This window comes from Streptomyces sp. GD-15H, assembly GCF_045291515.1.
In the GTDB taxonomy this organism is placed as follows: Bacteria; Actinomycetota; Actinomycetes; order Streptomycetales; family Streptomycetaceae; genus Streptomyces.
Genome location: NZ_CP149447.1, coordinates 8,291,310 through 8,312,009, shown reverse-complemented (window position 1 = coordinate 8,312,009; position 20,700 = coordinate 8,291,310). Strand labels below are relative to the sequence as shown.

The 20,700-nt window shown below is 69.9% G+C and carries 16 protein-coding genes and 4 pseudogenes; 16 read left to right on the top strand and 4 right to left on the bottom strand.

Features of this window, described 5'->3' with window-relative positions:
- Positions 1–103 precede the first annotated feature (103 nt).
- From WJ438_RS39425 to WJ438_RS39395, 7 genes are all read left to right on the top strand, one after another.
- Entirely contained in the window at positions 104–1,024 is a 921-nt protein-coding gene (locus WJ438_RS39425; RefSeq protein WP_406729385.1) for an ATP-binding protein, read from the top strand.
- Complete coding sequence (locus WJ438_RS39420; RefSeq protein ID WP_406729384.1) at positions 1,021–1,533, top strand: hypothetical protein; 513 nt, start codon at positions 1,021–1,023, stop codon at positions 1,531–1,533. Before WJ438_RS39425 ends, WJ438_RS39420 begins: the two co-directional genes overlap by 4 nt.
- Positions 1,533–2,375, top strand: a complete 843-nt coding sequence (locus WJ438_RS39415) for a hypothetical protein (protein ID WP_406729383.1) — start codon at positions 1,533–1,535, stop codon at positions 2,373–2,375. The genes WJ438_RS39420 and WJ438_RS39415 overlap by 1 nt, the downstream gene beginning before the upstream one ends.
- 11 nt (positions 2,376–2,386) lie before the next feature.
- Positions 2,387–2,872 (top strand): single-stranded DNA-binding protein, encoded by a 486-nt coding sequence (locus tag WJ438_RS39410; protein WP_406729382.1) that lies wholly within the window; start codon positions 2,387–2,389, stop codon positions 2,870–2,872.
- A 29-nt stretch (positions 2,873–2,901) separates the two neighbouring features.
- Positions 2,902–3,123 (top strand): hypothetical protein, encoded by a 222-nt coding sequence (locus WJ438_RS39405; RefSeq protein ID WP_406729381.1) that lies wholly within the window; start codon positions 2,902–2,904, stop codon positions 3,121–3,123.
- A 281-nt stretch (positions 3,124–3,404) separates the two neighbouring features.
- Positions 3,405–4,577, top strand: a complete 1,173-nt coding sequence (locus WJ438_RS39400) for an exonuclease SbcCD subunit D (RefSeq protein WP_406729380.1) — start codon at positions 3,405–3,407, stop codon at positions 4,575–4,577.
- A gap of 18 nt (positions 4,578–4,595) precedes the next feature.
- Positions 4,596–7,067 (top strand): AAA family ATPase, encoded by a 2,472-nt coding sequence (locus WJ438_RS39395; RefSeq protein ID WP_406729379.1) that lies wholly within the window; start codon positions 4,596–4,598, stop codon positions 7,065–7,067.
- A gap of 154 nt (positions 7,068–7,221) precedes the next feature.
- Here WJ438_RS39395 and WJ438_RS39390 read toward each other — a convergent pair.
- Positions 7,222–7,446, bottom strand: a pseudogene (locus WJ438_RS39390) (PD-(D/E)XK nuclease family protein); the annotation flags it as partial.
- Positions 7,447–7,689: 243 nt separating this feature from the next.
- Here WJ438_RS39390 and WJ438_RS39385 point away from each other — a divergent pair.
- Together WJ438_RS39385 and recA are read left to right on the top strand one after the other, a co-directional pair.
- Positions 7,690–7,913, top strand: a pseudogene (locus tag WJ438_RS39385) (hypothetical protein); the annotation flags it as partial.
- A gap of 232 nt (positions 7,914–8,145) precedes the next feature.
- On the top strand, positions 8,146–9,189 hold the full coding sequence (recA, locus tag WJ438_RS39380; protein ID WP_406729378.1) for a recombinase RecA: 1,044 nt from the start codon (positions 8,146–8,148) through the stop codon (positions 9,187–9,189).
- A gap of 76 nt (positions 9,190–9,265) precedes the next feature.
- Here the strand turns inward: recA and tpg are convergent.
- Positions 9,266–9,770 (bottom strand): annotated as a pseudogene (gene tpg / locus WJ438_RS39375) (telomere-protecting terminal protein Tpg); the annotation flags it as partial.
- A 73-nt stretch (positions 9,771–9,843) separates the two neighbouring features.
- Positions 9,844–12,627, bottom strand: a complete 2,784-nt coding sequence (locus WJ438_RS39370; protein ID WP_406729377.1) for a glycosyl hydrolase — start codon at positions 12,625–12,627, stop codon at positions 9,844–9,846.
- Positions 12,628–12,939: 312 nt separating this feature from the next.
- On the opposite strand from WJ438_RS39370, the pseudogene WJ438_RS39365 reads away from it, so the two are divergent.
- The 5 genes and pseudogenes from WJ438_RS39365 to WJ438_RS39345 form a co-directional block, all read left to right on the top strand.
- Positions 12,940–13,275 (top strand): annotated as a pseudogene (locus WJ438_RS39365) (transposase); the annotation flags it as partial.
- Between the two features lie 1,385 nt (positions 13,276–14,660).
- Positions 14,661–15,488, top strand: a complete 828-nt coding sequence (locus WJ438_RS39360; protein WP_406729376.1) for a restriction endonuclease — start codon at positions 14,661–14,663, stop codon at positions 15,486–15,488.
- Positions 15,489–15,995: 507 nt separating this feature from the next.
- Positions 15,996–16,277 (top strand): hypothetical protein, encoded by a 282-nt coding sequence (locus tag WJ438_RS39355; protein WP_406729375.1) that lies wholly within the window; start codon positions 15,996–15,998, stop codon positions 16,275–16,277.
- A 261-nt stretch (positions 16,278–16,538) separates the two neighbouring features.
- On the top strand, positions 16,539–16,955 hold the full coding sequence (locus WJ438_RS39350; protein ID WP_406729374.1) for a hypothetical protein: 417 nt from the start codon (positions 16,539–16,541) through the stop codon (positions 16,953–16,955).
- A gap of 477 nt (positions 16,956–17,432) precedes the next feature.
- Entirely contained in the window at positions 17,433–17,861 is a 429-nt protein-coding gene (locus WJ438_RS39345) for a hypothetical protein (RefSeq protein ID WP_406729373.1), read from the top strand.
- 84 nt (positions 17,862–17,945) lie between these two features.
- Here WJ438_RS39345 and WJ438_RS39340 read toward each other — a convergent pair whose 3' ends face one another.
- A complete protein-coding gene (locus WJ438_RS39340) occupies positions 17,946–19,103 on the bottom strand; it encodes an NAD-dependent formate dehydrogenase (RefSeq protein ID WP_406729372.1) in 1,158 nt (385 codons plus the stop codon).
- A 387-nt stretch (positions 19,104–19,490) separates the two neighbouring features.
- Here WJ438_RS39340 and WJ438_RS39335 point away from each other — a divergent pair, with 387 nt between their 5' ends.
- Both WJ438_RS39335 and WJ438_RS39330 read left to right on the top strand, forming a co-directional pair.
- The gene (locus tag WJ438_RS39335) at positions 19,491–19,769 is read left to right on the top strand and encodes an FmdB family zinc ribbon protein (protein WP_406729371.1); all 279 of its coding nucleotides are present in this window, start codon (positions 19,491–19,493) and stop codon (positions 19,767–19,769) included.
- Between the two features lie 174 nt (positions 19,770–19,943).
- On the top strand, positions 19,944–20,597 hold the full coding sequence (locus WJ438_RS39330) for an AmiS/UreI family transporter (RefSeq protein ID WP_406729370.1): 654 nt from the start codon (positions 19,944–19,946) through the stop codon (positions 20,595–20,597).
- Positions 20,598–20,700: the final 103 nt, after the last annotated feature.

Sequence of the window (20,700 nt, the reverse complement as noted above, 5' to 3'; positions counted from 1 at the left end):
GGGCTTCGGCCGTGTGGGTGCACGTCTTGCCGGGTGAGGACCGCCTCCGGTCCCTCCCCAAGCCCACCCCGAACCGCCGTCGGATGCGCCAGAGGAGAACGGCGTGAACAGCTTCACCTTCACCCCCGCCACCAAGGAGCAGGCCAAGGCCCGCATCGCGCTCACCGGGCCCACCGGGTTGGGCAAGACCTACACCGCGCTCGTCCTCGGCACCGGGATCGGTGAGCGGATCGCCCTGATCGACACCGAGCACGGCAGCGCCTCCAAGTACGCCGACGAGTTCGCCTTCGACACCCTCGCGCTGGCGACGTTCGAGCCGCCCGCGCTCGTCGAGGCGCTCGCGGTGGCCGCCCACGACGGCTACGACGTCGTGATCGTCGACTCGCTCTCGCACTTCTGGTCCGGCTCGGGCGGGATGCTGGAGCAGGTCGACAACGCCGCGAAGCGCGTCGCGGGAGGCAACACCTTCGCCGGCTGGAAGGAGGCCCGCCCCCTGGAGCGGGCCATGATCGACGCCCTGCTCGCCTATCCCGGCCACCTCATCGCCACCATGCGTACCAAGACCGAGTACGTCGTGGAGGCGGACGAGCGCGGGCGCAAGGTGCCGCGCAAGGTCGGGCTCAAGCCCGAGCAGCGGGAAGGCATCGAGTACGAGTTCGACATCGTCGGCGACCTCGACCACGAGAACACCCTGGTGATCTCCAAGTCCCGGGCGAAGCCGCTCTCCGGGCTCGTCGTCCGCAAGCCGGATGCGGCGTTCGCCGAGGCCGTCCTGGAGTGGCTCAACGCCGGCAAGCCCACCCCGAGCGCGTCCGACTACCTCACGACCGCCACCGCCCCGCACACCACCTACGAGGAGCTCCGCGGCCTCTACGAGGAGGTGCGCCGGCACAACCTGCTCGCCGCCGCCGTCCTGGACCCCGCCGGGGGTTCGACCACGCTGGGCGAGCTCATCGTGCGCCGCGGCACCTCGGCGAAGAAGGAGGCCGGGAAGGGGACCGAGCAAAAGGGTGAGGCCGCGTGAACCTCCGGGACCGCGCCACCCGGGTCGTCGTGCTCAGGGTGCTGCGCGACGCGGTGGAGGCCGCGTACCGGGCCGAGCGCCGCGCGGTCCTCGACGGGCTGCGCGCGGCTCGCGCCGAGCTCGCCCTCAAGTCGGTGCGGGTGACCCTGCCGGACGACACCCCGATCGCCACCCTCACGCTCATCGACCCCCAGCCGGCGGTCGTGGTCACCGACGAGGACGCCTTCACCGCCTGGGTGGCCGCGAACCACCCCGGCGAGGTGGAGACCCTGGTCCGGGTGCGCCCCGCCTGGCAGCGGGAGTTCTTCGCCCGGCTCGCCCGCGCCGGCCCGGTCGCCGACCCGCACACCGGCGAGGTGATCCCGGGACTGGCGGTGGCCCAGGCCCCCGAACCGCGTTCGTTCAGCCTGCGGCCCGTGCCCGGCGGAGCGGAACGGGTCGCCCGGGCCTGGCACACCGGCGAGATCGACCTGCGCCGGCTGCTCGCCCTCGGCGGTGGCCGGACGTGATGACCACCGCCCCGGCGCGCGGTGACAGGGACTCGCCCGCCACCCTGTGGTTCCTGATCTCACAAGCCGCTCACCTCGGCTGCGGCCGCTGGAGTCTCGGCGGCGACGGGCGGCTGCGCTGCGCCTGCGGGACCGTCCTGTACCAGTACCGGCAGCCGGCGGACGGGGCGGGAGGCGGGGCACCCGCACCACCCGGGACGATCCCCCGCGGAAAGGACGAACGGATGACGCCGACCGAGACCGCAGGGCTCGCTGCCCTGGTCGCGGCGATGTGCCCGTCGATACACCTGGAGGAGACCACCACGGACGCCTGGCACCTCCTGCTCGCCGACCTGGACGTCGCCGACACGCGGGAGGCCGTGATCCGGCTGGGCCGCAGACAGTCCCACATCGACGCCGCCGACATCCGCGCCGAGGTGCACGCGATCCGGGAGGAGCGGCTCGCCCGCGACCCGCTGCCGCTCCCGGACACCGACCCGGACGACCCGCACCGCTATCGCGCGGAACTCCTCGCGATCGTGACCGCGATCGCCTCGGGACAGCGCGTCAGGCGGACACCCCCCGTCCCGGCCCCGCCGTCCCCCGCCCGCCGCTCGAAAAACGACCTCCGCGCCCACGCCCTTGGCGTGCCCTGCCCCTGGTGCCGGGCTGCCGCCGGCCGTCCCTGCACCGTCCCCCGGCTCGGCACCCCGCTGAAGAACGCCCCGGCCCACGCTTCCAGGCTCATCGCGGCGGGGCCCGCCGAACGAGAAGAGAAAGGGCCGGGCAGCGAGCCCGCAGACACCCCGCAGCGGCAGCACTGCCGCCAGACAGCCAACTCCCCCCGCCCGCACGCGCGTTAGGAGCACCTCTCATGGTCGGCGAGACCGTCGTCACCGTCGTCGGCAACCTGACCGACGACCCCGAAATCCGCAGCATCCCCTCCGGCGACGCGGTCGCACACTTCACCGTCGCCTCCACGCCCCGCACCTTCGACCGGCAGAGCAATGAGTGGAGGGACGCCGACACGCTGTTCCTGCGCTGCTCGGCCTGGCGGCAGACGGCCGAACACGTCGCCCAGTGCCTGACGCGCGGCACCCGCGTCATCGTCCAGGGGCGGCTGCACCAGCGGACCTACGAGACCAGGGAGGGCGAGAAGCGGACCGTCATCGAGCTGGAGGCCTTGGAGATCGGCCCCTCCCTGCGCTACGCCGCCGCGACGGTCAGCAGGATCCCGCGCGTGGGCGCACCCGGCGACCCCCTCTTCGACACCGCCCCGTCCGCGCCGAACCCCGCACCGGAGGTCCCCGACGGAGACAAAAGCACCCCCCACCACGACAGCCCCACCTTCCCCTTCTGACCCGGTGGAAGCATTGCCAGGTGACCGTCATGAACGTCCCCACGCCAAGCGGCCCGACACCGCCCGAGGGCTGGACCCCGGCAGCCGCCCTCGGCCTGACCTGTACCGACTGCCACCCCGAAGACCGGGACACCGCCCCCGCGCCCTGGCCGGACAACGAAAACGGGACGGCCTGCCGCAGGGCCGGCGACGACAGCGCGGACGAGCCGCCCACCGACCTGGACTCCTCCAGTGCATCGGCAACGGCATGACCGTGCTGCAGCAACCGGCCGGATCCCCGGGCCGGGAGACGGCCAAGCGGTTCACCTCCGGCCAGCGCCATGCGGCCGAGGCCGGGCGGGACCTCTCGCTGCCCGTGCACCCGGTTTCGAGTGCGGCAAGGGTCCACGGCCTCGCGCCTGACCGGTCAGGAGGCCGGTGGCGAGCGATCGGACCCGTTCGCGCGGCGACCGCGGCCGATTGACGATGTACCGGCCTTTTGACCCGACAGCGTGCGCCGTCGACAACCCCCACGGGACGACGAGGCGAGTACATGAAGTTTTTGCACACATCGGACTGGCACATCGGCAAGGTGCTCAAGGGGCACAGCCGACTCGATGAGCAGCGGGCCGTCCTGCGCGAGATCGTCCAGGTGGCACGGGACCACCGGGTTGACGCAGTCCTCATCGCCGGTGACCTGTACGAGTCGTCCGCCCCGTCGGCGGACGCCCAGCAGCTGCTGGTGCAGGCGCTGCTCACGCTGCGACGCACTGGTGCCGAGGTCATCGCGATCGCCGGCAACCACGACCACGCCCCCACCTTCGACGCCTACCGGCCGCTCATGGCGAGCGCGGGGATCACCCTGGTCGGCACTGTGCGCATCGCGGCCGACGGCGGGGTGGTGAAGTTCACCGCGCGCTCGACGAGAGAGCCGGTCACTGTCGCCCTGCTGCCGTTCCTGTCCCAGCGCTACGCGGTACGTGCTGCCCAACTGGTCAGCACGACACCCAGGGAGGCCGCAACCGGTTATGGCCGGCTGGTGCGGGACCTGCTTGCCGCACTCACGGCCGGTTTCCGCGACGATGCGGTCAACCTGGTGATGGCGCACCTGATGGTGGCCGGGGGAAAGTTCGGCGGGGGCGAGCGGCCCGCCCAGTCGATCCTCGAGTACTGGGTGCCGGCCGATGCCTTCCCGCCCGAGGCGCACTACGTCGCGCTCGGGCATCTGCACCGCCGGCAGTCGCTGCCCGCGCCGTGTCCGGTGCACTACTGCGGCAGCCCGATCACCCTGGACTTCGGCGAGCAGGACGACCCCTCGATGGTCCTCGTCGTCGAGGCTGAGGTCGGTGCGCCCGCCCATATCGTCGCCGAGGCGCCCATCGGGTCCGGGCGGCGGTTGCGCACCGTACGCGGCACGGTCGATGAGCTGACCCGGCGCGCCGACTCGCTCGGCGACGACTACCTGAGGGTCTTGCTGTGCGAACCGGCGCGTGCGGGTCTGCGGCAGGAGGTGCAGCGGCTGCTACCGAACGCGCTGGAGGTGCGCATCGATCCGGAGTTCGCCGCACCTGTGCACACCGCCAGGTCGTCCGCGCCGGCCGACGGCGTGGAGCGCAGCCCCGCTGAGCTGTTCCACGAGTACTGCGTCACCCGGAACCTGGTCGACGAACGGGTCGAAGCACTGTTCGCCAGGCTCCACGACCAGGTCACCACCGCGAACGCCTGACGGCGGGAAGGAGCCTCGATGAGGCCGGTGCTGCTGGAGATGAACGGTTTCGCCTCATTTCGGGCATCGACCGTGATGGACTTCCGCGAGGCGGACTACTTCGCGCTCGTCGGCCCCACCGGCTCGGGCAAGTCCACCGTCATCGACGCGATCACGTTCGCGCTGTATGGATCGGTGCCGCGCTGGGGCGACCGACGTATGGTCGCGAACGCGCTCGCGCCGACCACCAACCGGGGCATCGTCCGGCTCGTCTTCGACCTTGCCGGACACCGCTACGTCGCCGTCCGGGAGCTGCGCCGCACCGTCGGTGGCGTCAATGTGAAGAATGCCCGGCTGGAACAACTCGCCGACCCGGCCGCGCTCGGCGCACCGGACGACGTCACCAAGGTGCTCGCCTCCGACTCCGAGGTCACGCCCGCGGTGGAAAAGCTGATCGGGCTACCGTTCGAGCACTTCATCACCTGTGTGGCGCTGCCGCAGGGTGACTTTGCCCAGTTCCTGCACGAGCAGCCGGCCAAGCGGCAGGAGATCCTCGTCAGACTGATGGGGCTGCAGGTCTATACCCGGATCGCGCAGGCGGCGAACGCGAAGGCCGAGAACGAGAAGCAGCGCGCCGAACTCCTCGCCCGGCAGCTTGAGGAGTTCACTGATGCGACCGAACCCGCCCTAGAGGCGGCACAGGACCGGGTGGTCGCGCTGGAGAAGGTCGCCGAGCGGATTCGTGCGCTGCTGCCCGAACTCGCGAAGCACGGCGCGGCGGTGGCCGAGGCACAACAGGCGTGTGCGGCGCTGACCGAGGAGCGGGACCAGCTGAGGGCGGTTGCCGTGCCGGCCGGGTTCGAGGAACTCGGGGAGAGGGAACGCGAGATCAGGGCCGCGTGCGAGACGGCCGACGAGGAGCTCGCTGCGGCCGAGACGGCCGACACGACCGCCCGTGAGCAGCTTGCGGCGGCACCGCCCCGGGCCTCACTCGAACAAGCCCGCCGCGATCATGCCGAGCTCGATAAGACGGAAGAGAGGCTGCTCACAGCGCGGGCGCTGCAGCAGTGGCGCGCCGCGGCGCTCCGCGATGTCACCGCCGTCAGGGAGGAAGCCGAAAGGTCCGCCCAGCAGGCACGACAGGCGCGGGAGGTCACTGTGCGATCGCATCTCGCCGCAGCGTTGCGGCCGCACCTGCGAGTCGGCGCATCGTGCCCGGTGTGCGAGCAGCGGGTCACGACGATGCCCGGCCCGCTGACCGCGCCCGATCTCGATGCGGCCGAACGGACACGAATCCGGGCCGACAGCGAGGTGGAGCGGTCGCGTGGCGAGTGGACGAAGGCGTCCCGGGCCGAGCAGGAGGCCACCAGCGAACTGAACATGCTCATCGGTCGGGTCGCCGCCTTGCGCGCCGACCTCGCCGACGCCCCCGCCTCGGAGCAGGTGGCCGCTGCGCTCGCCCGCCGGGAGCGGCTGGAAAGGACCGCCGATGAGGCGGACGCACAGCTTCGGCGTGCGCGGACCGCCAGGGCGAGCGCCGAGAAGACCGCGGCGGGTGTTCGCCAGGAAGCACAGGCGGTGTGGTCGGTGCTCGAGCAGGTTCGCGACCCACTCGTCACGCTCGGGGCTCCGGTGCTGGACCGTGATGACCTGACCGCGGCGTGGACGACCCTCGTCTCCTGGGCGGCCGACGCCGCCGCCACCCGCACCGCGGCGCTGTCCGGCGCGCACGAGAGGCTGGCGAGGGTCCGTGGCCGGCTCACCACTGCCGAGGACCGGCTCGCCGACATGCTCGCCGCCCCCGGTGTGGAGTTCGATACGGAACGGCCGTTCACCGAGACGGCCGAGCCGGCGGTCGCGGCAGCGCTGAGGGGAGCTCGTCAGGAGGCACGACGCCTCGTCGAGCGACGGGAGCAGGCCGCGAAGCTCGACGCGGGGCGGCGACACGCGGAGCAGGCGCACCAGGTGGCAAAGACGCTCGGCCACCTGATGCGCGCAGACGGGTTTCCTCGCTGGCTTGTCACGACGACTCTCGACACACTCGTCGCGAATGCCTCCGAGAGGCTTGCCGAGCTGTCCGATGGGCAGTTCGAGCTGGTCCACGACGACGGGAACTTTCTCGTCATCGACCACACCGACGCGGACGGCCGTCGGTCGGCCAAGACGCTGTCCGGCGGTGAGACGTTCCAGGCCAGCCTCGCCCTCGCCCTGGCGCTTTCGGAGCAGCTGCCGGCCATGGCCGCAGCCGGCGCCGCCCGGCTGGAGTCCATCTTCCTCGACGAGGGATTCGGCACGCTGGACGAGATGACACTGGAGACGGTCGCCGCCACGCTGGAAGAACTCGCGATCCGCAGGGGCCAAATGGTCGGCATCGTCACGCACATCAGCGCCCTGGCCGAACGGGTGCCGACCCGCTTCGCCGTTCACCGCGGCCGGGGGACCGCCTCGGTACAGCGGGAAACACCGCGACCGGCCCCGTGGGCTCCGGCCGGGTCGGGTCCTCCCGTGTGAACCAGCGCTCGACCAGCTGCTCGGCATCACCCAGCCACCGGGCCGGCCGCTCCGGAGCGGCCGCGTCGCCTTCCGTGCCGTCCTGCGCGCCGGTGTCCGAGACGGTCTCCGAGCCGTCCTCCCCGGCGAACAGCCCTGCCGGCTCCGGCTTCGCCGCCGGCAGCCGCTCCCACTCGCTCACGACCATCGACCGTGCGCGCTCGGCCGTACGCGCATGGGCCGGGTCGTCGAAGAGCCGCTCCAGCACCACGTGCACCACGGCGCCCCGGGCCGCCGCCTCGTTCGGCGGCTCCGGCAGCCTGCCGACCACCCGCAGCCGGGAGCGCAGCGGGCAGGTCATGAAATCGTCCGCGTGCGACGGCGACAGCGACGACGGCATCTCCGGAGCGGGCCGAGGTGCCGCAGGCGGAGCCGCGTCCGATGCGGCGGGGGTCTCGGACGGGGACATACTCCGACCCTGCGCCGGGCCTTGCGGATCGCTGCCGTCCCGCCGCCCCCACCGACGCGGGGACGGATCGTCGGTGCCGGGTGGGATCCTGAAGAAGTGGACCGAGGGTTGCCGCAGCGGTGCTCTGCGGCCCCGCGAGATCTCGAAGATCCATCGCAGAAGGGGATCGGATCGATGCAGGGTGACCGTATGGAGACAGTGGTGGACGCCGGCGACACGACACGGACGTACGAGGCGGTGGCCGGGCGGGCCGGCCGTCGGGTGGAGACGGCGGTGCGCAGGGGATGGTGGAGATGAGCGAGATCACCCGCAACGGCTCGGTGGTGCGCACGGCGCGTTTCATGGCCAACCGGGTGCCGGCCTTGATCGAACACCCGGTACCGAGGACCGACGAGGCGGGGGCACGGAGCTTCCCCGCCGGGAACGCCTCCGGACGTAGCCGCCGAAGTACCCACCCCCGCCCCCACCAGTGCAGAGCTGCCCGCGCGCCCACGCTCCTCGTCCTCGGCGCTGCACACCGCGCCCCTTTTGCGATCAAAGGGTAGTTTTCGGCTGGCCTGTCGGATAGAATCGAACAAGCATCCGATAGCCGTTCATGGAGGCGCACAGAGATCACCCAGGGTGGCGACCATGAAAGAACAGGACCGCGAGCAGGCGCTCGAGATCGCCCTCGCCCAGATCGAGAAGCGGTTCGGCCAGGGCTCGGTCATGCGCCTCGGCGACGACCCCTGGGCCCCCCTCGAGGTCATCCCGACCGGCTCCCTCGCCCTCGACCTGGCCCTCGGCGTGGGCGGCCTGCCGCGCGGGCGGGTCGTGGAGATCTACGGCCCGGAGATGAGCGGGAAAACCACCATCGCCCTGCACGCCATAGCCAACGTGCAGCGGGCCGGCGGGACCGCGGTGTTCATCGACGCCGAGTACGGCCTCGACATCGAATACGCGAAAAGACTCGGCGTCGAGACGGACAACCTCCTCGTCTGCCAGCCCGACACCGGCGAGCAGGCGCTGCAGATCGCCGACACGCTGATCCGCTCCGGCGCCGTCGACCTCATCGTCATCGACTCCGTCGCCGCGCTGGTGCCGAGGGCGGAGATCGAGGGCGAGATGGGCGACTCCCACGTGGGCCTGCAAGCCCGGCTGATGAGCCAGGCGCTGCGCAAGACCGCCGGCGCACTCGGCCAGTCGAGGACCACGATGCTCTTCCTCAACCAGCTGCGCGAGAAGATCGGCGTGATGTTCGGCTCCCCGGAGACCACGACCGGGGGCCGGGCGCTGAAGTTCTACGCCTCGGTGCGCCTCGACATCCGCCGCATCGAGACCCTCAAGAACGGCACCGAGGCGGTTGGCAGCCGCACCCGCGTCAAGGTCGCCAAGAACAAGATCGCGCCGCCCTTCAAACAGGCCGAGTTCGACATCCTCTACGGCCGGGGCATCAGCCACGAGGGCGAGCTGATCGACCTGGGCATCGAGCACGGCTTCGTCCGCAAGTCCGGCGCCTGGTACACCTACGAGGGCAACCAGCTCGGCCAGGGCAAGGAGAACACCCGCACCTTCCTGCGGGACCACCCCGACCTCGCCGACGAGATCGAGAAGAAGCTCCTGGAAAGGCTCGGTAGCGGGGTGCGGCCCCAGGTCCCGGCGGCGGAGCCCGGCGCCGTCTCCGCCGTCCCCTGACCCGACGCCCCCGCCGGTACGCCGCACCCTCAGCGACACGTTCGGACACCAGCCCCGTTACCTTCTTCGTGGCCCTGAAACGGGGCTCCTCCAGACCACCGGCACGGCGGCCACCGTCCTGGAAATAGACCTCCTTGAGCGCTTCGGCGGCGATCTCCTTGAGCTGCTGGTCGCCGGCGCCGGCCTGCTGGGCGTCGAAGAGACGGGCGGCAGCGCCAGGGTCAGGTGCCGGACGCGGTCCTGGTCCGTCGACCCGACCGGCGCGGTGTAGCCGAGGCGGGCACGGATGTCGAGGACGATGCCACCGCCCGCCGCCGCCCTCGCCCGGGCCCTCGCCGGACCCGCGGCTGCCACCGCCTCTTGACCTCACGCTCCAGACACGCGGCAAGCCCCGCACGCGGCTTCTTGATCTGGCCCTGCACATACCGCTCGACGGTGCGCGGAGAGACCCGCAGCATCCGGGCCACCGCCCCGGTACCGCCCACCTGCTTGACCAGGTACCTCATCTGCGCTCCCGCACTCCTGGGCACCGGGCGGGTGAACGCCTTCTGCACCGCGGCCTCCAGACCGTCCCCGGACACACCCTCACCTACTACTCCTCACGGAGGCGGGCATCGGCCTGACGCCGATGCCCGCCTCCGGCTTTCCGCCGGTTCAGCTGTAAGGGATCACCAGCACGGACTTGTCCGTGCCCGTCTGGAGCTTCGAGGTGCCGTTGCCGATAGCGCTCCACACCTCGAGGCGTACGGTGCCGCCGTCCAGATCGCCCGGTGCGCCCGTGGACGCCTTGAGACCACGGGCCTGCGTGTACTCCTCCCATCCGGTGATCGGGTCGGTCGCGAAGTAGTTGTACGTCTCGGTCCGGTCGAAGGTGCCGTCGCCGGTGAAGTCGTAACTGATCCGCGCCTGTTGGCCGAGGCCGACCGTGGTGCCGGCGTCCACCTGGAGCCGGAAGGCGGTCCCGGCACCTGGGGTGAGCGTGCCGTTGACGCCGCGGACCTCGTAGATAAGGGGCTGGTGCGGGGTGCCGTCGTGGTTGGCGCCGCCGCCGGAGTCGATGGTGTCGCTGCCCGCCGTACCGCCGGTCGCCGTGGTCAGGACGCCACCGCTGCGCAGCTGGAAGGTGTTGCCGGTCGGCGGGTCCGGGTCGGGGCCGGGGTCGGGATCCTCCGAGCCGGTTTTGGTGGTGCTCGCGGTGGAACGGGCGGGCACGGAGAGGGTCTTGCCGTCGGAGAAGGTGACGGTGCGGGCCGTCGGTCCGTGGTTGTGGGCCGCGTAGGTCCGGGTCGTTCCCTTGGTGAAGACGGCGGAGGTGGGGATGTCACCAGTCACGGTGGCGTCCGGGGCGCCGAGGGCGTCGAGAGTGTTGATCCAGTGGTAGGTGTGCGCCTTCGACTCCCCCTGCTCCGGGGTGTAGCCGGCGTGGTCCGCGTCCCATTTCGCCTTGGCCGCGGCCGGGTCGGCGAAGGACTGGAACTCCCAGAGGATGTCGCGCCATTCGACGGCCGGGCCGCCGTTCTCCCGCTCCATCTCCGCGATGTTGCGCCGGATCGCGGCCTTCTCACCGCCGAGGTGGAGCGAGCCGCCGGTCACGGGCAGGACGTTGATGCCGTGGATCTCCTCGGGGTTGGCGGTCCACCAGGTGGCGTAAGCGGCGCCACTGCCCCACACCATGCCGGCTGTGTCGTGCCCGAAGGAGGAGGGGAAGACCTGCTCGTCGGCATCGAACCAGTACTGGGCGATCGACTCCGACTCGGTGGTCAGCAGAAAGGTGCCGAGGTCACGCAGCGAGGTGTCACCGGTGGCGGAGCCCCACAGGACGAGGGCTGCGCTGAGGTTGGTGGACTCGGAGGAGGACTCTTGGTTGTTGCCGGCGGCGAAACCCTGATGGCCGGAGGCCCAGCTGTGGCCCGCGTAGACGTCGAAGCCGCGCAGGAAGGGGAAGACGGTGTCGGTACGGCTGGGGTTGGCGGCGTCCCGTACGAGGGTCTTGACCATGCCGCCCCAGCCGGAGTCGGCGGCCCATCCCTGGTCGTACTGGGCGACGATCGCCGCCGCGTAGACGTAGTAGCTGTAGTGGAAGTGGTGGTCGTTGAGTTCGGTGTCGCTGCCGTAGGAGGCGGGGTAGCCAGTGAGCGTCTTCCAGTCCTTGTCGTAGCTGAACTCGTTCGCGCCTCCCGCCGTGAGCCAGTCCTGGAGCTTGCTCTTGATCAGGCCGAGAAGCCTGTCGCGGACGCCGGTCTCGCCGATCTGGTCGGCCATCGGGACGAGCTGGGCGAGGCGGCCGAGGGCCTTGCCGGTCCAGTAGGTGTCGGTGGCGCCGGAGAAGGGGTCGGCGGCGTTCACGACCTCGTTCAGGTAACCGCGCAGTCTGGCGGTGTCCACGCCGTTCGACTTGGGCAGCGCGGGCAGCACCGCCGCTGCCTTCTGGCTTGTGGTGAAGGAGGCCGACTCGCGGACCTTCATGGTGCCGCGTGGTGAGACGTAGGTGTAGGAGGTAAGGGGGTCCGTGGTGTTCAGCCACTGGTGGCGGTAGAGGGCCTGGAGCGTGCCGCGCTCGGTGCCTTCCTTCGCCTCGGTGGTGAGCGTGTAGGTGGCCCTGACGGTGCCACCGGTGTAGCTCCAGGTGACCTCGGAGCCGGTGACGAAGCTGTAGGCGTATTTCTTGAAGGTCGCCAGCGCGCCGGTGGACGGCAGCACGGCCACGGAGAAGTAGTCCTTGGTGCCGAGACCCGCGGTGACGGTGGAGCCGGTGATGTTCCAGTCGCTGCCGGTCGGCGCGAAGAGTGCGTAGTGATGCCCGGCGACGGTGATGCCGAGGACGTTGCCCTGGTCGGCGAAGATGGTGGGCGCGCCGGCTGTGGTGATCTGGGCGTTGCCGCCGGAGCCCTTGGCGTATACGAACGGGGAGCCGTGGCCGATGGTGGTGCGCAGGGTGCGGGCGCCGTCGGACCATTGGGGGGTGACCGTCCAGTCGGACCAGTCGTCGGCCTTGGTGTCGGGTGAGTTGAGGCCGGTCAGTCCGATGGTGAGGTCGCGCTTGTGGGCGTACTCGTACTGGCGGCCGTTACCGACGATCGCGGGGGTCGTCGAGTAGCCGACGTCGAGCCCGCCGGCCGTGGCCTGGTAGGTGAGGGGGTGTCCGTACATGGGGGTCGAGTACGGGTTGTCGCCGTAGCGCTGGAAGGCGAGGGAGGACCACCAGTCGTTGGTGGGTACGGGCCGGTTCCGGGCGGCGGCGGTCAGCTTGGGCGTGACCGGCGTTCCTGTGTTGGTGGTGGGGCCCGACGTACCGGGGGGCCGGGTGTCAGAGTAGCTGCCGGAGCCTACGGGGACGGGGGCGGCGGCCGCCGGTACGGCGGCCGGGCCCAGGCCGACGATGGCGAGGGCTGAGGCCAGCAGCAGCACTGCTGCTGGCCTGATGCGGGGGGATGGCATGCGGCACCTCAAGTCATCACAGGAGGGGGTCTGAGAGCGCTCTCAGATGGCCGGAACGTAAAGCCCCTGTAATGCACGTGTCAATAGATTGAACACAGTGGGCAGTTGACACCGAGCCCAAATCCGTTATGTCTTCGCGTCTTGACGATGTGAGCGCGCGGGGCTCCCTCCGAGCAGACGTTTCCACCTCCGGCTATCGAACGAGTCTCGTACGCGTTCACCTGACCGGGTAATCACCTCATGTCAGGGCGGCCTTCGCCTGATCCTGTGTTCCGGATCAAGAACACACGGACCAGCACGCAGGCCGTGGACATGGGTGTGCAGCAACGAGACGCCGAACGGGACGTGCTCGCCTGGGCGTCACACTTCCGGGACATCTTCTACGCCTGCCTGACCGCGCGGGGTGATGCGCTCTTCGAGCTCACGGACGCTTTGTTGTGCGCGGACGAACCGGTGACCTCGCCGGTCGATCTGACGTTGGTGGCTGAGCACCGTCGCGGGCATGGGGCCACGTACGACGCGCTGAACTGCGGAGATGTGGACGCGGGAAGGCTGTGCCGCCTGCCGGCCGCTCTTCCGCAGCCGCAGGCCGCCGACGGGCGCCTCGTCCTGACCGCGGACGTGACCCACGGGCTCCGCCCGGATGCCCTCGAAGATCACGATCGGCGCCACGATGGCCAGCAGATGGACGAACAATTCGCGGTCGGGGATGTCCCTGAGTCCCGGGTGGTGATTGACATCGCTGCTCGGGAACCGCATACCGATGACGATCACCGGGACGACGATCGCCAAGTAGAGCAGACCCGGGCGGCGCGTACGCGTCGGTTCCCTGCGCGTGGCCACAGTTCGTGGGGGTGAGGTCGATGCCGGACAGTGCCCGGCCCCGGATCACGCGGGTGCCGCCCATGTTGTCTTCGAGGTGTCGGGCCAGGACGTGCAGCCGTGCGTGGACCTGAGGCTGGGTCACATGGCTGGGGGGTGGGAGGTCGACCGGTGGCGGCATGGTGGAGAACAGATCGACGAAGTGGTCACGCACCGCTTCCGCGCCGGCGAGGACGGGGACGAGCAGGTCGGCGGGCGCGTGGGGATGGTTTCCGGTGACGGGGTCGCGTTGCTCGTAGAGGGTGACGGCCATCGTCAGGCGCCATGGGGTTGGCAAGCCTTGGGCGAGGGGCCCGGCGGGGGCGGTGTCGAGTTCTCGGAGTACGTCGCACCACCGGGCCGGGTCCTGGATGTGGGCCCGGACGAAGGCGTGGGTCCGCGCCGCGCTGACGGGGGTGATCTCCACTCGGGCGGTGTCGCGTGCGTGGGTGCCCAGCGCGTCGTACGCGGCGCTGCGGGAAGTCAGGATCATGCCCGGGCGGGGGCGTCCGTGTCGGTAGGCGTCCAGTTCCTGCATCGCTCGGCGGGCCCGTGGAGCATCTCCGCCTCCGGCGTCCATCTCGTCGAGGCCCAGGACGGGCAGGACCAGCCCGTCTTCGACCAGGGCGGTGGCCGCGGCGCGGGAGAGCTGGAAGGTCTCCCCCAGGTGCCGCCGCATCCACGCCCTTACCGCGCCGCCGATGTCGCGTGTGGTGATGACGGTGGGCATTCGGGTCCAGGAGGCGAGTGACGTACGTATCGGTACCGGGTCCCGCGGCCACGGTTCTCGGCGAGCGCGAGAAGTAGTTCGATGGCCAGGACCGTCTTGCCTCGCCGGCCGCCCCGGTGTTCACCAGTCGGCCGGGCCGCAGCCGGCGGTAGTAGTCGATCACCCCGCTCAGGCTCCCGTGGGGGTCGGCGTCGGCGGCGTTGTGGGCGGGCGCGGGCCGCAGCGTGAACCGCACGTCGATCGGGGTGCCGACGTCTCCGAGGAGGCGGGTGCGCTCCCTGACCGCGAACTACCAGAGTGATACAGCCGGCACAGCGGCGCGGGTCTCGTCGACGGTGTGGAAGCACGGCGACACGGGTGATCGCACCGGCTCGGTAGAACCCCCGTACCTGGGCAGACGCCTCTTGATTTTCGTTGTCGTCCTCGGAGAGGAAGCATCACCATGGCCGTACCCGCACGTGCTTCGCGTTCCGTGCGCCGCTCCCGCCGGTTCGAACTCCGGACGACGGCCCTGTATTTCGTCCTTCTCGCCGTCATCCTGATATTGGTGGGCACGGTCGTCCGTACCGCGACGTCCGCCGCCGAACGCCATCCTGCCTGGGCCGTCGCGCTCGTCCTCGTGGGCGCCAGCGGTGTCGTGGCCGGCTGCCGTAGAAGGCGCCGGATATCGGCAGCGAGGCTCGCGCGCCACGCCGCGGAAGCCCTGGACGAGGCCACGGAGACGGCGGTCGAAGCCCTCGACACCGCTCCACCGACTCCTGCCGCCGGCCCCGTAGCAGCACGGACCGATCCCTGCGGCGGTCGCCTCGACGTGGAACGGACCGTCCCCCTCCTTGAGCCCGTGAACGAGGTGTCCGCGCACACCGGGGAGAGCGGCTCCGAGGCGCTGGACCCCGCCGAGTTCGAGCAGGTGATAGCCGAGCTGTGTCGACGCGACGGCTGCCTCGACGTGGACGTCGTGGGCGGGGCCGGCGACCTGGGCGCCGACGTCGTGGCGAGGACGCCGGACGGGCGCCTGGTCGTCATCCAGTGCAAGCGGTACCGCGACTCCAACCGAGTCGGTTCCCAGGACATGCAGCGGTTCGGCGGCACGTGTTTCACCGTTCACGAGGCCGATGTCGCCGTCGTGGTCACCACCAGCGACTTCACCGCGCCCGCCATCGAGTACGCCGAGCAGTGCGGCATCGTGTGCATGGACGGTCAAGAACTCCTGCGCTGGCAGGACGGTGTGGGGCCGCGGCCGTGGGAGCCGGAGTTCGTGGCCGACTGAGGCGGGTGAGGACGGGCGGCCGGTGTCAGTAGTCCAGCAGGGTTTAACGCGGGGGCCGGCGGTAGACGCCGCGGTAGAGGGCGGCGAAGCAACCCGGATGGAAGAAACCTCACCTGGCCGCGATTTCCGTGATCGTGGCCCCGTCGTCGTGGGGTCGGCGGCCAGCGGGTCCCCGTGCGCGTGGGAGAGCCGGGCCCGGCGGGCGAGCGGCGGGATGTCCACGTGCTGGCGGAGGCGTACTGCAGCGCGCGGACGGATGACGTGTGCCCCGGGCGCGATTCGGCGACGGTGACGGGCCGCTCGGGGGGGCGTCGATGTAGGCCGGGGCACTGCGCAGCATGGCCGGGTGCGCGTCCAGGCGGTCGGGGCCGGTGGGGCTCGTCGGCCTGGTGTTGGGGGACGAGGTCAGCACGCTCGCGGCCAACTGCCGGGCGGCTGTGGACACGACCGGCGGCGCTTGGCCGCTGCCCAGAACTGGCCACCGCGGCAACTGGCCACCGCGGCGACTTGACCAGCTCGTTCGCCGAGATACTCACCATGTTCAGCGGTACCCGCCTACCCGACTGGATCAGTCAGGCCGCTGACGCGAACCTGCCTGGCATCGGCACCTTCGCCATCGGCCCGCGCAGCGACCTCGACGCCGGGACCGCCGGACTGACCACCGACTGGGACTCCGGGCCAGGAGGAGACACAGTCAACCGGATCAAGATGCTCAAACGGCAGATGTTCGGCCGAGCCGGACTGCCTTTACTTCGAAAGCGTGCCCTATTGAATAGCGTGCCCTATTGAGCTGACGCTCCGTAACCGGCGTATGGAACTTGGACCGGACCCCCACAGGCCTTGCAACAGACAGCGGGGGGACGAGTGGGATGGTGTCGATAATGATCGCGGTACCGGAGACGAGGCCGAAGTTCCCACCCGGGCCGCGCAGGGCCGGGGAGGACGCGAAGCGGGGGAACGAGTCGCAGAGGGCAGGAGCGAGGACGCCGACGGCAAGTTGGACGATCCCGGCCTTCATGCGGCCGTAGCGAGAACAAAGGGGCGAAGAGCATGACGACATGGGGACTGGTCATCGAGACGACCGTGGGTGTCGGAGAACGCAAGCACACCGAGGCATACGTGGTGGCTCACGTCACCGGATCGCGCGAGGAGGCACTCGCGGAGCTGGAACGGCGGGCGCGGAGCCACTCACCCGCGCACCCCAGAAGCCCCAAGCGCCGTCGGCTCCTGCGGCAGGACGACGGGTTCCTGCTCGTCATAGACGGGGCGTGGCAGTCGTTCGTCACCCGGTTCACGGTGGCGGAGCTGCTCGAGGACTCTGATGCGCCCGCCGCCCCGGAGCCTGTGGTGGAGGCGTCGGGTGCGCCCGCCGCTGCAGTGGCTGAGCCTGTGGAGCAGCAGGTCGAGCGGTACGCAGACGGGGTGCCGGTCAAACCGGCCTGGCTGGGGCGCAATGACCTGCCGTGAGCATGTCCGCCGAAGTTGCCCGACCTCAGCGTTTTCGGAGAGCGAAGGTTACCGTGACTCGTACCAACGGGGCGGGCAGGCGCTGAGCGGCGCGGCGGCCTTCCGCCGACACCTCCGGTTCAGCTGGATCCGCCCTTGCTACCCCGGCCCGCCCCCCGCCTTCGATGCCCGGAGTGGACCCGGTCGGCATGCCGCCGTATCCCCGGCACCTCACCACTGCCGGGAAGCAGAGGTGCAGCGCTTGTGTGGCAGCTCACTGATACAGGGCTGGACTGACTCGCACCGCAGAATTAGCTTTCTTGAGAGCATGCGTCCCTTATGGCCCTTTCCGCAGCGCGGCGGACCGGGGCTGAAGCAGGACGTTCACCAGTGACCTTTCGGGCAGCTGCCCGGACCAGACTTCAGGGCGCAGAGGAGTATGCGACGTACTTCGCGCCGGCACTACCAGTGGGCGACCGGCCCCCGGAAGGTGGACAAGTGAGTAAAGACGCCGTGTGGGTCAGAGGCGTGACGGGCATCCAACTGCATCACGTGACCGATCTCCAGGACGCTCGTCGGTTCCTGGGCAACGCTGTCATGGCGCTGAGCGCAGCCCATGTGAGAACGGGCGACGCCAGGTTCTCCGGTCTCGCCGACCAGCTCAAAGCAATGGTCTCCCAAACGCACGACCTGGAGGGCGAGGCACGGGAGAGCATGCACCGGCTGCACTCCACGGATCCCGAGCGGTTCGTGCGCTGCCGGGAGGGCGAAGAGCCCTGGCCGGACGAGCTCCAGGCGGGCTTCGTCCCGCGCCACACCTGCCAGGACAAGTGCCTCTACCACGACCATGAGGTGCTGGACGGCATCCTGCAGTGCACCTGCGGCCGGCCCCCGTGCCGCGCCTGCGCGATCACGGGGGCGCCCTGACGCGGAGAACACGGAGAGCGGAGCGTGCCCTCTCGGGCCACCTGTGCACGGGAGGGCACGCTCCGCCGACTCCTCCCGTGTGCGTCAGACGGTGTACGAGCGAGCCCCGGTCCCGGCGAGCCTTCCGCCCTCCACGATGAGGTACTCCTGACGGATCGGGCGGTTGTCGAACCAGCACTCCAAGATTTCCCGGACGCCTGCCGCGTACCTGGCCTGCGCGGAGAGCGTCGAACCGGACACGTGCGGTGTCATGCCCTCGTGCGGCATGCTGCGCCACGGGTGGTCCTCTTCCGGCGGCTCGGGGTACCAGACGTCACCGGCGTAACCCGCCAGATGGCCTCGTTCCAGAGCGCGTACCACGGCGTCCCTGTCGACGATCAGCGCGCGGGCTGTGTTGACGATGTACGACCCTCGCTTCATGGTCGCCAGCATCTCGTCGTCGAAGAGGTTCATCGTCTGCGCATGCAGCGGCGCGTGGATGGAGAGCACGTCGACGGCGGCCGCCAGGGAGCGGGCATCCGCATGCCAGGTCAGCCCCAGCTCCCGCTCGAGGCTTGGTGGCAACCTGTGCACGTCGTTGTAGTGCAGCTTCACATCGAACGGCTTCAGCCGGCGGAGCACTGCCATGCCGATCCGTCCGGCACCGAAAACGCCGACGTCCATGCCCTCCAGGTCGTAGTTCCGCGAGACGCTGTCGGCCACGTTCCACCCTCGGCGGGTGGTGACCCACTCGTGGGCGGGCAGGTAATTGTGGACGAGAGCGAGGATCTGCATGACCGCGTGCTCCGACACGCTGATGCTGTTGCTGTAGGTGACCTCCGTAACGGTGACGTCGTGCTCGATGGCGCTCGGCAGATCCACGTGGTCCGAACCGATCCCGGCTGTGATCGACAGCTTCAAGTGCGGTGCGCGCCGGATCCGGTCAGGGGTGAGATAGGCGGGCCAGAACGGCTGCGAGATCACCACCTCGGCGTCGGGGAGTTCCCGTTCCAGCACGGAGTCGGGCCCCTCCTTGTCGGAGGTGACGACCAATGTGTGGCCCCGTTCCTCCAGGAACGGACGCAGACCGAGTTCGCCGGAGACGCAGCCGACCAGCTCACCCGGCCTGAAGTCGATGCTCTGGGGGGTGGGCGCCGTCTGCCCTCCGGGATAGCCGCTGATGACGGGGATCTCCTCTCGGGCATACCTGGGCGGGTAGCCGTCAACGGGATCCGGATAAAGCACCGTGAGAATCTTTGCCATGGCCGTACTCCTACGAAGGCCGGCGCACAGGCGTGGTCCGGTAACCGCGCATTCGCTCCGGCCGGCCTTGCTGTCCAGTGCCGAGTGACCGGGTCGCCGCACAACAAACGGGCCCAAACACGCTGATCACCGCGCCCGCAAAGCCCCGACCGAGCAGCCTGCGGTGCGGGGGTCACATCCTTGCCACCCGGTGGGGCCCACCGGGTCATACCCCGCCCATTCGGCACGGCGGCGCAGGGCGGCCCCAGGGGCATCTCCCACTCGTCTTGACACGCCGTCGTCACTGGCGTTGCCTGGAATAAGAGGCGGTGCTACTCCGGTTTCATTGGCTCGACCAGAACCGCGCCACGGCCCAAGGCCGGAAGCGCGGCGGGGCGGAGACGACTCATGGCGACGTATGAGTATTCCTGCAATCGCTGCGGACCGTTCGACGTCAAGTTGCCGATCGGCACAGCGCCGACCGCGCACGCCTGCCCGCAGTGCTCGAATACGGCTCGGCGTGTGTACTCGTCCCCCGCGACCGCGTTCACCTCGCCTGCCGTCGCGGGCCTGCGCGAGCAGGAGGAAAAGTCTCGGGAAAATCCCGCGGTGGTCACGCGGGTGCCTCCCAACCAGGCTGCGCCGAGGCCGGCCCATCCGGCCCTCGCGCGGCTCCCCCGGCCCTGAGGGGAAGTCGCGGACCGGCGGAATCAGTCCAACGCCCCCTCGGAGAAGGGGCGTGGGGCGGTTTCGATCCCTGCCGCCTCGCCAGAGGCACGGGTTGCGCACAACAGCATCTCGGTCACATGACCGCCCGGCGGGCCCATCGCTCGCGGAGCGAAATCTCGGGAGGTGTCCCCCTTGGCCAATGTCGGACTTCTCTTCGTAGGCGCGGTGCTCTTCCTGAACGGGTTGATGCTGCTGGGAAAGGTCGACAGCCGGGCAGCCGCCATATTCAATCTGTTCGTGGGCGGGCTTCAGGTCCTCACACCCACATATCTCATCATCGCCGCGAATCAGGACCCCAACCAAATCGTACTCGCATCGGGCATCTTCCTCTTCGGTTTCACATACCTGTATGTAGGAATCGGACTGCTCATGGGGCTCGACACGACAGGCGTGGGCTATTACTCACTGTTCGTGGCCATCGTGGCCCTGGGTTATTCCTTCGTCAACTTCCGGTTGTTCGACGATCAGCCGTTCGGCGTGATATGGCTCTACTGGGCGTTCCTCTGGTTCCTTTTCTTCCTGCTACTGGGACTGAAATTGGAGACCTTGACGCCTTATGTCGGCTGGGTGACCGCGATCGAAGGCTGGGTAACCGGCGTCATACCGGCATTCCTGCTGCTGTCCGGTTACTGGGTCACCGAGAACTTCTTTGAAATGGCGATCGCGCTGGGCGCGTTCGGCGTCCTGACCTTCGCCGCGCTGTGGATCGTACTTCGCCGGAGGCGGCCCGGCAGGCCCGCGGAGGAGTACGGCGCCCCGGCCTACCCGGCCGGCAGCCCCGGCTAGCGGCCTGCCGATGATCGCCGCCGACTCGCCGATGGGAACGCCGGGAGGTGGTTGAAACGCAAGAAGTGGAGACGTCAGAAGCGGCGTGAGGGGTGTTCAGAGC